Source organism: Yinghuangia sp. YIM S10712 (assembly GCF_051388935.1).
GTDB lineage: Bacteria > Actinomycetota > Actinomycetes > Streptomycetales > Streptomycetaceae > Yinghuangia.
Map to the genome: position 1 here is coordinate 1 of NZ_JBPKBI010000016.1, position 15,087 is coordinate 15,087.

A 15,087-nucleotide genomic window follows, 5' to 3' on the forward strand; every position below is an offset into this window, starting at 1 on the left:
GATCCCGACCACCACCTGTTCCGGCTCCAGGTCCTCGCCGCTGTGCCGGGCGATGAGAGCGTGCAGCTTCGCGATGCCCGCGACGCCCTCCGGCAGCCGCGCGGCGCCGACCCTGCGGCCCGCCTCGTCCTGGACCTCGACATCGTGATGGTCTTCGGCCCAGTCGTCCCCGACGAACAGCACCCCATGTCTCCAACCTCTCGATGTACATCGTGCGCGTGGCCCACGGGAGACGCAGCTCGCGCCCTAATGGATCCAGTGCTCACGCCCGATCAGCCCGGCGGGCACGCCATCCCATCAGCAGTCCGGCCTCCCGGCCGACCGGCAGGGGCACGGTCTGACAGCAGAGCTCGAACGGCTCCGGTGCTGGCAGTGCTCACATGCCGGCGGCCACCCATCGAGTCTCACTCACGACCCGATGAGTCCCATTAGGTGTTACGGCCGCCGTTGACGCCGATGATCTGGCCGGTGATGTAGCCGGCTTCGTCGCTGACGAGGAAGGCGGTGGCGTTCGCGATGTCCTCCGGCAGGCCGGCGCGGCGTACCGGTGTGAGGGAGGCGTGGTGGTCGACGGTGCCGCCGAGGAGCCCCTTCGCCTCGTTGCGGCGCGTCATGGGAGTGTCGATGAAGCCCGGCGGGATGGTGTTGACGGTGACGCCCTTGGGTCCGAACTCCAGGGCGAGCGACTTCGTGAGGCCGACGACGCCCGACTTCGAGGCGACGTAGTGGGTCATGAACGGCTGGCCGCCGTGGGTGCTGGACGACGAGATGTTGACGATGCGACCCCAGCGGGCGGCGATCATGTCGGGCAGGGCCGCCTGGCAGCAATGGAACGTGCCGGTCAGGTTGACCTGGAGGAGGTGGTTCCAGGTGTCCTCGGTGATGTCCAGGAACGGCTGGAAGCCTTCGCGCCCGGCGTTGTTGACGAGGATGCCGATGGGACCGAACGCCGCGCGGACCTTGTCCATGCCCTGGTCGATCTGGTCGCGGTGGGCGACGTCGACGCCGACCGCCAGGGCCGAGCCGCCGTCGGCGCGGATCTGGGCCGCCGCGGCTTCGGCCGCGTCCGCGTCGAGGTCGAAGACGCCGACGTTGGCGCCGTCGTGGGCGAGCCGCCGGGCGATCGCCAGCCCGATGCCGGACGCGCCACCGGTCACGATCGCATTCCTGCCCACCGATTTCCCTGCCGACATGTCTGCTTCTCCCACCTTGATCAAGCCATTCTCGTGCATGAATTGCCGCTGCTACGCCGGTCGTTCGTCGCCTCGGAGCCAGCCTTGGAATATGTCGATGAACGTCCCGGGATATTCGTCCGGAAGCGCTGTCTCGCGTTCCAGCTCCGCCGCGACCTCAGGCGGGATGACGACGTCCAGCGACGCCAGGTTGTCGTCGAGCTGAGCCATCGTGCGCGCGCCGACGATGACCGAGTCGACCGGCCTGCCGCGCTGCCATGCCAAGGCCAACTGCGCCGGGGAGCAGCCGACTTCGGCGGCGGCCTTCCGGACTGCCGCGGCCACGCGGAAGCCGTGCTCGTTCTTGACCAGGGCGTCGAAGGCGACCTCGCGCTGTCCCAGCCGCGTGTCGGCGATGTCCGCACCGGGCTTGATCTTGCCCGTCAGCATCCCGGCGGCGAGCGGACTCCAGCCCACGAAACCGAGCCCTTCGTCCGCGAGCAGTCGAAAGTGCTCGCGCTCCAGGGTGCGGACGATCAGGTTGTACTGGCCCTGGAAGGCGATGAACCGTCCCGCGCCTGTGCGGTCGCTGATCGACAACGCCTTCATCAGCCGGTACGAACGCAGGTTTGACGCGCCCGTGTACAGCACCTTTCCGGCCCGCACCAGGTCGTCCAGCGCCGCGATCGTCTCCTCCAGCGGCGTCGCCGTGTCGTCGACATGCACCCAGTACAGGTCGATGTAGTCGGTGCCGAGCCGCCGCAGGCTCGACTCGCACGCCGCGACGATGTGCTTGCGGCCGGTGCCCCGGTCATGCGGGCCGCGCCCCACCGGCAGGCCGAACTTGGTGCCCAGCACGACGTCCGAACGACGCCCGCGCACCGCCCGCCCGCAGATCTCCTCGGACGAGCCGTACGCGTCCGCGGTGTCGATGAAGTTCCCGCCGGCGTCGAGGTAGCGGTGGACGAGCGCGGTCGCGGTCTCCTCGTCGCACCCCCATTTCCGCATGCCGAACGTCATTGCCCCGAGGGCGAGTTCGGAGACGTACAGGCCGCTGGGCCCAAGGCGTCGCATCCGCATGCAGGTCACACCACTTCCGCAGACTGGCAGACGGCCCGGCGCGGGCGTCCGGCGCCGACGCGCGACATCCCGAGTGCCCCGGCGGGGTCGCCTGGTGATCGGTGGTCGAACGCGGCGCCCGGCGGCAACGGCAGCCGAAGGCCGGGCCGAGCAGGGTTCCGTGCCGGTGCCCGGCAGGGCAACTTCCCGCTCGACGGCGCAGGTTCGACGTGTCCGCCGAGCCGTCGCAGGAGCCGTGGGCCGCGGCAGGGGAGAAGTCCGGGCGAGCGAGGCACGGCCACGGTCGCACCCACGCCTGCCCCTTTCCTCGGTCGTCTTCCCGGTCGCCTGGAAAATATACGCATCCGTTCATTTATGTCAATGGCCCGTATACTGCGGCCGGTGAGCCCCACCCCACCCACGCGCGCTCGTATCGGCAGACCCTCCCAGGCCGAAGCGGCCCGGCTCGGCGAGCAGTTGCGGCAGGCCGCGTTCGAAATGTTCCTGGACCGAGGATTCGACGGCACCACGATGGAGGCCGTCGCCCAGGCCGCGGGCGTCACCAAGCGCACGCTCTACGCCCGCTACCGCGACAAGCGGACGCTTTTCGCGGCCGTGGTGCCCTGGGCGATGTCCCGGCACGGGGACGAATTCGTCCCGGACGTGCCGGGCGACGACTTGGCCGCCGCACTGACCGAGATCGGGAGAACCGCCATCGCCCGCGCGGTCGATCCCGACCTGGTCCGCATCAGCCGGATGGCGATGGCCGAGTCCGAGCGCTTTCCCGAGTTCGCACGCAGTGCCGAGACGCTGACCTGGTCGCCGCGCATGCGGGCCGTCATGGAGCTCCTGCGACGGCATGCGGACGAGGGCACGATCGAGGTCGACGACATCGAGACCGCCGCCGAGCAATTCCTCGCCCTGGTATCGGCCTTCCCCGCGCGGCTCGCGGCCTTCGGCGTCACGCGTACGCCCGAGGTCGAGGAACGCCGCCTGGAGGACGCCGTGCGCCTGTTCCTGCGGGGGGTTCTGCCGCGCCGGTCACCCGGCGCGTGACCGGCGGGCGGTGGCAGCCGAATCAGCCGTGCCGCACCACCGCGTCGGCGCCCCGGCTCGCGTGATCCGCACCTTCTGCCCGAGCCGCCTCGGCTTCCGCCTTCGCCTGGACCGCGTCCGCGTCGCGTTCCAGGCGCAGTATGTAGTCCTCGACGAACGCGGCCGTCTCCTGGTGCGTGATGGACATCCCGATCGCCTGCTCCATCACCAACATGCGCGAAATGCTGGTCATCAGAAACGCGACGACGGCCGGCGGGAACGCATCCGGCGAGACGGAGTACCGCTCCATGAGCCGCGGCAGCGCGGTGAGCAGTTCGGCGCGGCCGCGCTCGGCATGCTGCACGATCTCGGCGCGGATCGCCTTGCGATGGTTGGCCAGCGCGACGAACTCCATCGTCAGCGCCGTGTTGAACTCCTCGGTGCTGAGCTCCCAGATCGCCCGCAACGGCTGCGGTGAAGCCAGCGCGGCGGCCTGCCGTTTCGTCCCTTCCTCGGCGAGGCGCCGGAAGACCGCCAGGAACAGGTCGTCCATGGTCCGGAAGTAGTAGTGCACAAGTTGCGGTTTGAGCCCGGCCTTCGCCGCGACGCGCCGTGAACTGACCGCGGCGTAGCCCTCTTCCAGCATCAACTGCTCGGTGGCATCGAGCAGGACGGCCCGGTTCTTGGCGTCCGGCGCACCGATCCTGCGCGGCGATGCCATGTTGCTGCCTCCAAGGACGTGCGGTGGTACGGGCTGCCGCGTCATGCTAGCGCGGGGCGGGAAAGCCCCGGTCAGCCCTCTTTCCTTCGGCTTTCCGGCCTGTGTCCGTCCCCGAGTCCGGTCGCGGAGCAGGCTCCGGGCACGGGGACGGAGCGTACGCCTTCCGGCGGCTCCATGGAGCCCCGCGGTACGACGTTTTCGCCGAGTGCGAGAGATTCGGCGCCACAATCACGGCCAAAGCCGGTATTTCGGTCGCTCGCGCTGATCGCGCATCCGGCGGCGGACCGAGCTGTGCGCCGGGAGCGCCTGGTGGCCCGCTCTGCCCTTGACCGCCGCGTGGGCCGGTGGTACTCATGTCGTCAACACGGTGCTGTGCGGGTGCTCAGCACCTCGGGGGGACGATCCCGGAGCGTTCGGTCAGGCAGCGGGAGGAGACGAGCACTGGCAACAGGGACGTAGGGGATGGCCGGAAGAATGTCCCTGCCCCCGTCGGTTCTCATCGGCTCCCGCCGATGCACCGACCGTACGCTTCCAACGCACACGGGAGGCCCGGCGGTTCCCGAGCCCGCCCGGCGGCCCGCCGGCACGCGTCCACCTCGGGCCGGGCGCGACGATTCGAGTTTCGCATGAGGAGAGCCAAGTGAAGGTGCGGGTTGACGAGGACCTCTGCCAGGGCCACACGCTGTGCGCCATGATCGCCCCCAAGGTGTTCGAGCTCAGCGAGATCGACGGTCACTCGTCGGCGATCAGCGAAGAGGTGCCGGCCGACCAGGAGGAGAAGGTTCACGAGGCTGTGCGCTCGTGCCCGGAGCGCGCCATCTCGATCTCCTGACCCATCTCCTGACCACTGACCGGTCCGACGACCCATCGCAGACGCAGGGAGCACTTCCGTGAGCCAGGACGAGATCGTCGCCGACGACGACCGCAGGACCCCGGTATTCCACTTCGACCGGCACACTCCCGAATACCGCGGGCAGTTCGAGTCGATCACGCAGGAAATGCAGGCCAAGTGTCCGATCGCGTGGTCGGACACTTACGGCGGGCACTGGGTGACCGCCGGGAACGCCGAGACGTTCGAGGTCGCCAGGTCCGCGCAGTACCTGTCCAACGACCACGACGTCAACAACGAGCGCAAGGGCTACAAGGGCGTCACCATCCCGACCCCGGACCGCGGCAACTCCTACCGCGGCGGCTTCCTGGAGATGGACCCGCCGGAGCAGCGCTACTACCGGCAGGCGCTCAACCCGTACATGTCGCCCGCCGCGATGAACCGCTGGATCCCGGTCATCGACGAGGTCGTCCGCGCCTGCCTCGACGAGAAGATCGAATCGGGCAGCATCGACTTCGTCGAGGACCTGGCCAATGTCGTCCCCGCCGTCCTCACGCTGGGAATGATGGGCATCCCGCTGGCCAACTGGACGATCTACAACGAGCCGGCGCACGCCAGCGTGTACACGCCCCCGGACTCGCCCGACTCGGAGCGCGTCAAGCAGCTCCAGATGGCGATGGGGGCGGACCTCTTCAAGCAGATGATGGAGGTCAGGGCCAACCCACGCCCGGGGCTGATCCACGCCCTGCTGACCGCCGACATCGGCGGCCAGCCCGGGCCGGACATGGAACTCCTGGGCATTCTCGCCCTGTTGATCGGCGGCGGGTTCGACACCACCACGGCGCTCACGGCACACGCGCTGGAGTGGCTCTCGGAGAACCCCGAGGAGCGCGACCGCCTCAGCCGCGAGCGGGACACCCTGCTGAACTCCGCGACCGAGGAATTCCTGCGCTTCTACACCCCTGCACCGGGCGACGGACGCACCATCTCCGCCGACTGCGAGATCGCCGGTGTCAACTTCAAGGAGGGCGAGCGCGTATGGGTCTCCTGGGCGATGGCCAACCGTGACCCCAAGGTGTTCCCGGAACCCAACAAGATCGACCTCGCGCGCACCGGCAACCGGCACAGCAGCTTCGGGCTCGGCATCCACCGCTGTATAGGCTCGAACGTCGCGCGTACGGTCTTCAAGCGCATGGTCATCGCCGTGCTCGACCGCATGCCCGACTACAAGTGCGACCCCGAGGGCGCCCGGCACTACGACACCATCGGTGTCATCAACGGCATGCGGAACCTCCCCGCGACGTTCACTCCCGGGGAGCGCATCGGAGAAGGCCTCGACGCCACGCTGGAGAAGCTCCAGCGCATCTGCGACGAGCAGCGTCTCGCCGAACCGGTCACGGTCAAAGCCGCCAAGGCGCAGATCGACCGCTGACCCCTGATACGGCGGTGTCGGTACGGGAGCACCCGCACCGCCATGGGCGTGGTCGCCCATAACCACAGGCGACCACGCCCCTGTACGTCACCCGCCGTCGGGCTCAGGCCAACCCGGGCCAGCCCAGGCCAGGCCAATCCGGGCCAACCCCGCCCAACGCCAGTCCGGGCCGACCCCGCTCTGCTGCCGCACCCGCGCTGCGAGGCCCGTGGCAACTGGTGGCAATCGATTGCCAATCGGGCTGTGTGAGCGCTGGGATGAATACGGCGCTCGCGAAGGCGGTCGGCTCCCCTCCCTGTCGGTGCCGACTGCCTCGCGGGCGGAGGGTCAGGCGGTGCGTTTCTGAGCCGGCCGGCGGGAGAACTGCCGCAGGCCGTACAGCAGCGGGATGTCCTTGGTGAAGCCCGTTTCGGCCACTGTGCCCAACACGATTGTGTGGCTGCCCATTTCGGCCAACAAATGCTGGGCGCCCTCGTGCATTTCCTCGCGGTGCATCATCGCCGGTAGCGGATGGTCCGGCTCCAGGCCCAGACCCGCGAAGATGCAGAAGTAACTGCCGTTGGTCCGGAAGTTCCGGAACTCGATGTCGAAGCTGCCGTAGTAATCGCATTCCGTGCTGAACGATTCCGGCGGATCCAGGAAACAGGCCGACGCTGACGACGTTGTTCACCCACGCACGCCGGTTGCGCCCCACCCGGAAACGCACGTGATCGAGTTTGTCGCCGATCCCTGTCCGGGGCGAGCCCCCACAGCCGGCAGAAATGGCCCCGGAAGCCGGAACAGTCGACGATCAGGTCGGCGTCGAGGACGGCCCTGCCCTTGGTGCGCAGCGCGGTCACGAAGCCCCGCTCGTCCTGCTGCACCTCCACCATCTCGTCCTGGACGTGCCGGACGCACTGCTTGTCGGTGGAGTAGCGGCGCAGGAAAAGGGCGACCAAATGGGCGTCGAAGTGCCAGGCATACCGGGTGATCGGCTCGCCCGCGTGGTTACGTGGGGCCATGTCCCGGTCCATGACCGCGACACCGGGGAAACAGGAGTAGTCGAAGGGCTTCCGGGTCGTGCCGTTCTTGCGGTTGTAGACCCGTTGGTGCGACAGCGGGAGACCGTCGTGTTCCGGGAGGAGGCCGAACGGGTGGTGGAAGTGGTCGGGTCGGCCGTCGATTTTCCGCGTCCTCGCCTCGCGGGGCCCCGGCGTGCACCAGTTGATGAGATTCCCGGCCACCTTGTAGGCGGCGTTGCACTCGCGCTGATCCATGCCGGAAAGCCCTCCCTGACCCACGGCGCCGAGAGCGCCGCAAGCACGCCAAAAGCGATTCGGCGGGAACCCACGCGGTCACGCGGGATGCCCACCACGGGGCGTCAAAACCTGTGCGGGAAATGCCCGTTGGCGCTTGAGCGGCCGACGGTTCGGGGGACGTGGCGGACACCGCCGCTCCCGCGAAGTCGACCTTCTGAACCGGAAACACGGGAGGCGAGGCTGTGGACGGGCCGACGGAGGACCAGGACGGCATCGCCGTGCTCGGCGCCGGCATCGCGGGGCTGGTCGCCGCGTACGAGCTGGAGGCGCTGGGACACCGGGTGACCGTCCTGGAGGGCAGCGAGCGGATCGGCGGGCGGATCCACACCCACCGCTTCGGCACCGCGGACGACGCCCCGCACGCCGAGCTCGGCGCGATGCGCATCCCCGCGACCCACGAACTGACCATGCGGTACGTGCACAAGCTCGGCCTCGCGACCGCGCTGCGCCCGTTCCCGACGATCCTGAGCGACGACCACAACCGCTTGGACACCGGCAGCGGCTTCGTCCGCGTGAAGGACGCCGCCAAGGCCCTCGTGGCCGACTTACGGCGTGAAGTCGACACGGGCGCCTACAAGCCCGAGACCGTCCTGTTCGGCGCCTGGCTGGCCGCGGTCGTCCGCGCCATCAGCCCCGCCGAGCTGCGCGACAACCTCGCCGCCGACCTCGCCGCGCTGCTCCCGCTCGCCGACCGCCTCGACCTGACGCCGTACCTCCACGGCCCGCGAAGCGAGCGCATCGACCTCGGCGCGGTCTTCCGCGAACACCCCGAGCTGCGCGCGGGATGTACCCCGCGCCTGTACGTGTTCCTCGACGATCTCCTGCTGGAGACCGGCACCAGCCTGATGTACCTCAGCGGCGGGATGAGCCGCCTCGTGGAACGCCTCGCGGACCGCATCCGAGGGCCGATCCTGCCGGGCCGGGAGGTCGTCGGCCTGCACGTCGGCGACGACGCGGTCCGCGTCACGCTGCGCCACGGAACGCACCGGCCGACCCACCGGCACCCGGCCGCGCTGTGCACGCTGCCGTTCTCTGTGCTGCGCAAGATCCCGCTCGACGGCGTCGACGCCGACAAACGGGACGTCATCAACACCATGGAGTACGGATCCGCCACCAAGATCGCCCTGCTGTGCCGCGAGGCGTTCTGGGAACGCGCGGGAATCCGCGGCGGCGCGTCGGCCACCGGAGGCCGCACCCGCCAGACGTACTACCCGCCGCGGGAAGGAGCCCCTCGGCGGGAAGCGGTGCTCCTGGGCTCGTACGCCATCGCCGAGGACGCCCACCTGCTCGGGAAGTTCCCCGCCGAAGCCAGGCACGCCGCCGTCGTGGACGAACTCGCGCCGCTGCACCCGGAGTTGAAGGAACCCGGCATGGTGCTGGACGCGGCGAGCATCGCGTGGGCCGACAACCCGTGGAGCAACGGGTGCACGGCGATCCGCTGGCGCTGGGGCAGCGACGCCGACGGCAGCGACGAGGAAATGCGGCGCGCCGCCCGCCCTCAGGGGCGGCTCTTCTTCGCCGGCGAGCACTGCTCGACCACCCCGGCCTGGATCAACGGCGCCATCGAGTCGGCACTCGGCGCGGTGGCCGCCATCGACACAGCACTCAGGAGATCTTGGTGAGCGTCTTCGACGTACCTCGCCTGCACTTCGCCGGCACCGCGGTCACGCGCCTCCCCACCGGTCCGCGCAGCGGCCTGTACGACCTCGCGCACAACCGGGCGGTGACCGCCGACGGCAAGCCGTTCCCGACCGACCGTCCGGCCGGGGAGTACCACGACCACCTCGACACCCTCGGCCACCGCTACGAACCCGACGGGCGGGCCACCGAAGACGGGCGGTTCGGCACGGTCAAGGGCTGGAACTTCGGGGGCAACGGCCACTTCTGGGTCGACGCCCGGGTCACGGGCTGGGAAGCCGCGCCCGGCGAGGCCGACACCCGCGACCCGGTCGTCGGCCGACACGTCGACATGTGGGGCCACTACAACGACTACCTGGCCACCACGTTCAACCGCGCCCGCGTCCTCGACATCGACCCCGCGTCCAACTGGACCACCACCGTCATGGCCGGCGGATTCGGTTTCGGCCGCCTGGGCCGCTCGCACGAGTCGGGTTCCATGGCGATCGGCGCGGTCACCGGCCTCCAGCCGCCGCGCTGGCAGAACTCACACCACATCCTCGACACCGGCGACCATCCACTCGCCGCTCTATTCCGGCGTTCGGTCGTCCACCAATTCGTCGTGGACGCCGACCAGGGCCTGGAGTGGTTCGCGGAGGCCGAGGCCTCCGAAGCCGCACGGCGGCTGCGCGCCCGCGCCGCGGAGGACGGCTACGGCGGCCTGGTGGTCCGGTTCGCGCTGAGCAACATGGCCGCCCCCCGGACATGCGACGCCCCCGACCTGTGGCAGGTACGCGGAACCATCGCCGCATGGCGCCGAGACGAGGAACGCACCTGTCCGGCAGGGCGGTTGCTCAGCGCCCGCGACCCGCGCCGACGCGGCACCGCGACCCCGCTGCACAACGCCGCGGTACGCGTGACCGCCGAACACACCACGTTGGACCTCGTCACCGCGATCCCGGCCGTCAGCCGCGGCGCGGATCCCGGTCCGGAGCGCATCCACCCGCTCGGACCCCGCCTCGACGCCGGCGACCTCGAACTGCGCACCCGCGACACCCGGCGGCTGGTCGCCCGCGTTCCCCGCGACGCCTACCTCGGCGACACCGACACCACCGGCGGGCTCGTCACCGTCCCCACCAGACCCGAGCACGCGGCGGAACTCACCGACGCCGCCGGCCCCGCCGAGCCGCTGGTGCTCCTGGGCACGCTTCCCGGCCGCGACCCGGAAGTGCTTCTCGCCGAAGAGGAAACAGTCGTCTGCGTCGACGAATCCGCGCTCATCCTCGACCCCGCCGACCCGAGCGCCGATGCCCTCGGCACCGAAGTGCCGCTACGCGCCTACCGCCTCGGCCGACCTGCCGAATCCCGCCTGCGCGTACGGCAGTTCTTCAATCCCCGCGCCCTGCCCGGGGATCCGCGGGCAGGCGCCGAAGCCCGCTGCGATGACGTGCACATCGTCGACATCCGTTGCCGACAGTCCCCGGTACAAGGGGAGGGGCCAAGCTGGGCGGACACCTGCGTCGTGACCACCGGCACCGACGGGCGTGCCCACCTCGCCGTCCGGTACGCCTCGGCCGGAGCCACGCGCCTGCTCGTCGTCCCCGAAGACGACGAACTCCCGTGGGATGCCGACGAATCCGGGTCGGCCGCCCGCGCGTACGACAACGACGACCGCCTCGGCTACTGGCCTGCCGTGTGCGCGGTCGACGTACGCGTGCTGCCCGACACCCGGCATCTCGACGACATCCCCCGCGACCAGGTCACCTTCGACGTGCTCTACCGCGAGGTGTTCGCGCCCTACGAACTGCTGTACTCCTTCATGAAGGACGAGATCTTCAGCCTCGCCGACCGATCCCGTGTCGCCACGCACGCGCGTCTGATCTGGCTCATGTGCGACCCGCAGAACCGCGACAAGACGTTCTACATGCCCTCCACCCGCGACATGACCGCACCCCAGGCGCGGCTGCTGCTGGCCTACCTGCGCCAAGACGAGTCCAGCCGCCGCCCGCCGCCCCGGCTCGTCCCCCGGCGGGGCCGCGACGGCGCGATCACCACACGCGGCCGGCTCTACGACGGCCTCTGCCAGGCCGCCGGCGCCGAACTCGCCGTCATGATGCAGTACTTGTACGCCGCCTGGTCGATCCCGCTCCACGAGGCCGGACGCGAACTCGTCGAACGCGGCGCCTGGACCAAGGAACAACTCCACCTCGCATGCGGCGACGGCGCCGAAACCCTCTCCAACGGCATGCGCGGCACGCTCCTCGGTGTCGCCCGCGAGGAGATGATGCACTTCCTGGTGATCAACAACATCATCACCGCGATGGGCCAGCCCTTCCATCTGCCGCACATCGACTTCGGGACCCGCAACAGCGGCCTGCGGCTGCCGCTCGACCTGTGTCTGGAAGGCTTCGGACTGGGCAGCGTCCAGCGGTTCATCGCGCTCGAACAGCCGTACGGCGGCCTCCCCGACCTTGAGGCGGACACCGCCGGCCCCCGCAACGACACCGGCCCGTACCCGTACCAGTCGCTCAGCGACCTGTATGCCGCCATTCGCGAAGGCCTGGCCACCGTGCCCAATCTCTTCCTCGTCGACCGGGGGAGGGGCGGAGGCGAACACCACCTGTTCATGCGCAAATCCGTCAACGCGGTTCACCCCGACTACCAGTTGGAGGTCGATGACGTCGCCAGCGCGCAGTTCGCGATCGACTTCGTCACCGAACACAGCGAAGGCGACGTCCTCCACGGCAAGCAGCACGGCGAAGAGTCCCACTACGACACGTTCCTGCGGCTCTCGGACCTGCTGACCGCCGAACACCTCGCCACCGGCCGACCGCAGGACTGCGCTCGGCGGCGCCCACCCTGGACCCCCGCGTATCCGGTGCTGCGCAACCCCTCCCTGCACGCCGGGAACCCGGCCCGCGAACACGTGAGCGACCCCGAGGCACGCGCCGCACTCGTGGTGTTCAACCGCTCGTACTTCCTGATGAACCAGCTGATGATCCAGCACTTCTGTGCGGCGCCCGACGCCAGCCTGCGCCGTTCACAGCTCATGAACGCCGCCATCGACGTCATGGCCGGCATGATGCGGCCCCTCGCCGAACACCTGGTGACGCTGCCCTCCGGGCGGCCCGGGCGCACCGCCGGACCGTCCTTCGAACTGGAGGAACAGCCCGGACTCATCCCGCGCCCCGACGTCGCCATGCGGTCGATCAGCCTTCGCTTCGCCCATCTCGCCGTCATGGCCGCCGAACTGCCCGGCCTGCCCACCCGCGTTCCGGAGCTCATGCAGCATTACGCCGACTATTTCCGCACGTTCGACCCCACGCGAGCGTAAGAGGTGTCCGGGAAGGCCGCCGGGGCCGTCGCACGGCAGGCCCGGCGGCCCTCCCGCACACGGCATCCGCGGCACGGGGTCTGAAGGACGGGCCATCCCGGACGTCTCTCTTCGGGCCATCCCCCTCGACCCCTCGCCGACGCCCTCGACCACGAGGCAGGAACGTCCCTACGAGAGCAGGCGACTTGCCCGCGCTCGGATAGCCGACAAGCGCGACTCGACCACGAGGCAGGAACGTCCCTACGAGAGCAGGGCCTTGATGCACCATCCGGCTCCGACGGGCAGATCGACCGGCTGTGCCTCCGCCTGGAGACGCGCCTGCGGCACGGCCCCGCCCTGATCGTCCTCGACGACCTGCACTGGGCCGACAACGTCACTCTGGCCCCCTGCACGCCCTCGTCGGCCGCTTCGCCGGCCGGCCGGTGGTGTGGGTGCTCGCCTGCGCCGACGACATTCGGCGCTGTCAAGCGTGCCGGCCCGCTCGTCCGAGCGGGACGCTTCGGGCGAAGCGGGGCAGCGCCGAGTGCCGACCGTCGCGCGAACGCCCGACACCACGTGATCGCGCGGGACCTCCGTGGCGCGCTTGTCACTTACGTTGCGCAAATGATTGCATGCATAACGTGACCAAACACGATCCTGCGAACGCCCAAAGCGACCCCACCACCGCCGTCGACATCACCCGCCCCAGCCAGGCCCGCTGCTGGAACAACTGGCTCGGCGGCATGCACAACTTCTCGGGGGACCGTGCGTTGGCCAACAGGCTTGCGGCGGAGAACCCCGGGCTCGTCGAACGGGTGCGCACCACCCGGCATTTCCTTACCCGCGGCGTGCGCTACCTGGCGCGCGAAGCCGGCATCAGGCAGTTCCTGGACATCGGTTCGGGACTCCCGGTGGCCGGCAACACACACGAGATCGCGCAACAGGCGGCGCCCGACGCGCGTGTCGTCTATGCCGACAACGACCCGCAGGTGGTGTTGTACGCCCGCGAGATCCTCGCCGCCGCCGAGGCCGAGGGAGTGGCTTACCTCGACGCCTCGCTGCTCGAACCCAAGACGGTTCTCGACGCGGCCTCGGAAACGCTGGACCTGTCGCAGCCGGTCGCGATCGTGCTCAGCGGCATCCTCGGTCACGTCCCCACCTACGAGCAGGCCCGCTCGATCGTCGAGGACCTGATGGCTCCGCTGCCGACCGGGAGCCACCTGCTGTCCCACGACATCAGCGACGTCGACTCGCACTGGCGTGCGATCCAGACGCGGCACAACAAGACGGCTCCGCTCGCCTACAACCTGCGTTCGCCGGAACAGATCGCCGGCTTCTTCGAGGGCTTGGAGCTCGTCGACCCCGGCATCGTCCCCGTGGCCGAGTGGCGCCGCGACGCCGACAGCCGCTACTCGCGCGACTGGGCCGACAGCGTGGCCGACCTCGTCGGCGGAATCGGCCGCAAGCCCTGATCGTCGGGTCGTCGGTTCCGGTGCCGAGACCGGTGTCGAGCCTGCGCGGCCCCGGCCGGGGCGACACCCCGCGGGGCGGCGAGAGCCCCCGGCGACCCGGCAGGACAACCGACCACGCCGGCCGAACCGCGACCACGCCCGTCCCCGGCCTCACCCGGCACCTCCGAGGACGCGTCCGCGTGCGTCGGCGGACCACCCGGAGGCGGCTGACTGCGACCTGCCCAAGGCGTTCGCCGCAGCTGTCGCCCGCAGCGCTTCCAACCGGCCGACCTGGCCCTCCGCCCGCTTGATCAACTCGTCGAGGCGGTCGGCGTCGAGCCGGGAATCCGTCGGGACGAGCGTACGCAGCGATCGCCAACACGCGGCCTTGCCCTCGACACCCAAAAAGAGTGTCTCCAATTCGAGGACATCGCTGAGAGGAGCCCGTCGCCGCACCCGCCCGTTCGGCTTCAAACGCCCCAGCTTCTCCGCGAGCACCCCGACAGCGGATTTACCGCGGGTGGGTTTCACATGGAGAGACCGCATGATTTCGCGCATCGCCTCGCGGTCCTGCGCGATATCCCGCTCCAATTCGCGCAACACCGGACCGTCCGGCGCATCCGCCCGGGTCCGGGCCAGCCGCTTCGCCAACGCCAACCCGGCCGAAGATCCGGCGTAATGGTCCCCGAGGTAAATCCGCAAAGCCTGCGGAGTCGGTGTGCCTCGCATGACCAGCCTTCCGACAGCAAGGGTTTCAGGTCGTATCCGGCGCCCGCGCGCCGGGTGCGTTCAGTGACGGCCGCGAGCGGTGTCGGACGCCCCGCCGAACAACCGGGCCACGGCCCGGAAAGGCAAGGTGACCACGGTTGCTATCGCGCTTCCTATCTTGCGCAGAACGTCTGCGATCGCCCTGAACACGGGTCCTCCATTTCGTTGCCGACTGAATGCGGCACCGCCGGACCGCCGAGGTTCCCCGGACTGCCGCCGGCCCGCAAAGGGGTCGCCCCAGCGGTTGCCCGGGGATGTCGGCAAGAAACCAGCCCCTGTATGAGCGCCCGGCGGGGCGGTCTCGGCGCCGGGCGCGCGGTGGCGTTGCCAGGCCGGCCCGCGATGCGTCATGTCGGGTCAGACGGGCATACGCACCCTTGTATCCGCGCGTG

At 69.8% G+C, this 15,087-nt stretch carries 13 protein-coding genes and 1 pseudogene; 6 read left to right on the forward strand and 8 right to left on the reverse strand.

Features of this window, described 5'->3' with window-relative positions; all coding sequences use genetic code 11:
- The 3 genes and pseudogenes from ACRX5W_RS25755 to ACRX5W_RS25765 all read right to left on the reverse strand — a co-directional run.
- Nucleotides 1-183 (reverse strand): annotated as a pseudogene (locus tag ACRX5W_RS25755) (IS110 family transposase); the annotation flags it as partial.
- A 245-nt stretch (nt 184-428) separates the two neighbouring features.
- Nucleotides 429-1,232 carry an SDR family NAD(P)-dependent oxidoreductase gene (locus ACRX5W_RS25760; protein ID WP_436790691.1) on the reverse strand — a complete coding sequence of 268 codons (804 nt, stop codon included), beginning with the start codon at nt 1,230-1,232 and terminating at the stop codon, nt 429-431.
- A gap of 12 nt (nt 1,233-1,244) precedes the next feature.
- Nucleotides 1,245-2,252 carry an aldo/keto reductase gene (locus ACRX5W_RS25765; RefSeq protein ID WP_436790692.1) on the reverse strand — a complete coding sequence of 336 codons (1,008 nt, stop codon included), beginning with the start codon at nt 2,250-2,252 and terminating at the stop codon, nt 1,245-1,247.
- A gap of 381 nt (nt 2,253-2,633) precedes the next feature.
- On the opposite strand from ACRX5W_RS25765, the gene ACRX5W_RS25770 reads away from it, so the two are divergent.
- Nucleotides 2,634-3,287, forward strand: a complete 654-nt coding sequence (locus tag ACRX5W_RS25770) for a TetR/AcrR family transcriptional regulator (protein ID WP_436790693.1) — start codon at nt 2,634-2,636, stop codon at nt 3,285-3,287.
- Between the two features lie 22 nt (nt 3,288-3,309).
- On the opposite strand, the gene ACRX5W_RS25775 is transcribed toward ACRX5W_RS25770, so the two are convergent.
- A complete protein-coding gene (locus ACRX5W_RS25775) occupies nt 3,310-3,987 on the reverse strand; it encodes a TetR/AcrR family transcriptional regulator (RefSeq protein WP_436790694.1) in 678 nt (225 codons plus the stop codon).
- Nucleotides 3,988-4,627: 640 nt separating this feature from the next.
- Between ACRX5W_RS25775 and ACRX5W_RS25780 the strand changes: the two genes are divergently transcribed.
- Both ACRX5W_RS25780 and ACRX5W_RS25785 read left to right on the forward strand, forming a co-directional pair.
- Nucleotides 4,628-4,819, forward strand: coding sequence for a ferredoxin (locus tag ACRX5W_RS25780; protein ID WP_436790695.1), 192 nt, complete (start codon nt 4,628-4,630; stop codon nt 4,817-4,819).
- A gap of 58 nt (nt 4,820-4,877) precedes the next feature.
- A complete protein-coding gene (locus tag ACRX5W_RS25785; RefSeq protein ID WP_436790696.1) occupies nt 4,878-6,248 on the forward strand; it encodes a cytochrome P450 in 1,371 nt (456 codons plus the stop codon).
- A gap of 327 nt (nt 6,249-6,575) precedes the next feature.
- On the opposite strand, the gene ACRX5W_RS25790 is transcribed toward ACRX5W_RS25785, so the two are convergent.
- Both ACRX5W_RS25790 and ACRX5W_RS25795 read right to left on the reverse strand, forming a co-directional pair.
- Nucleotides 6,576-6,746, reverse strand: a complete 171-nt coding sequence (locus ACRX5W_RS25790; protein ID WP_436790697.1) for a hypothetical protein — start codon at nt 6,744-6,746, stop codon at nt 6,576-6,578.
- On the reverse strand, nt 6,743-7,504 hold the full coding sequence (locus ACRX5W_RS25795) for a tryptophan 7-halogenase (protein WP_436790698.1): 762 nt from the start codon (nt 7,502-7,504) through the stop codon (nt 6,743-6,745). The genes ACRX5W_RS25790 and ACRX5W_RS25795 overlap by 4 nt, the downstream gene beginning before the upstream one ends.
- A 224-nt stretch (nt 7,505-7,728) precedes the next feature.
- Between ACRX5W_RS25795 and ACRX5W_RS25800 the strand changes: the two genes are divergently transcribed.
- The 3 genes from ACRX5W_RS25800 (at nt 7,729) to ACRX5W_RS25810 (ending at nt 13,948) form a co-directional block, all read left to right on the forward strand.
- Nucleotides 7,729-9,168 carry a flavin monoamine oxidase family protein gene (locus tag ACRX5W_RS25800; protein WP_436790699.1) on the forward strand — a complete coding sequence of 480 codons (1,440 nt, stop codon included), beginning with the start codon at nt 7,729-7,731 and terminating at the stop codon, nt 9,166-9,168.
- Nucleotides 9,165-12,497, forward strand: a complete 3,333-nt coding sequence (locus ACRX5W_RS25805; protein ID WP_436790700.1) for a ferritin-like domain-containing protein — start codon at nt 9,165-9,167, stop codon at nt 12,495-12,497. The genes ACRX5W_RS25800 and ACRX5W_RS25805 overlap by 4 nt, the downstream gene beginning before the upstream one ends.
- 620 nt (nt 12,498-13,117) lie before the next feature.
- Nucleotides 13,118-13,948, forward strand: a complete 831-nt coding sequence (locus ACRX5W_RS25810) for an SAM-dependent methyltransferase (RefSeq protein ID WP_436790701.1) — start codon at nt 13,118-13,120, stop codon at nt 13,946-13,948.
- A 150-nt stretch (nt 13,949-14,098) separates the two neighbouring features.
- On the opposite strand, the gene ACRX5W_RS25815 is transcribed toward ACRX5W_RS25810, so the two are convergent.
- Both ACRX5W_RS25815 and ACRX5W_RS25820 read right to left on the reverse strand, forming a co-directional pair.
- Nucleotides 14,099-14,656, reverse strand: a complete 558-nt coding sequence (locus ACRX5W_RS25815) for a hypothetical protein (RefSeq protein WP_436790702.1) — start codon at nt 14,654-14,656, stop codon at nt 14,099-14,101.
- A gap of 60 nt (nt 14,657-14,716) precedes the next feature.
- Nucleotides 14,717-14,845, reverse strand: a complete 129-nt coding sequence (locus ACRX5W_RS25820) for an LPFR motif small protein (protein ID WP_436790703.1) — start codon at nt 14,843-14,845, stop codon at nt 14,717-14,719.
- Nucleotides 14,846-15,087 lie beyond the last annotated feature (242 nt).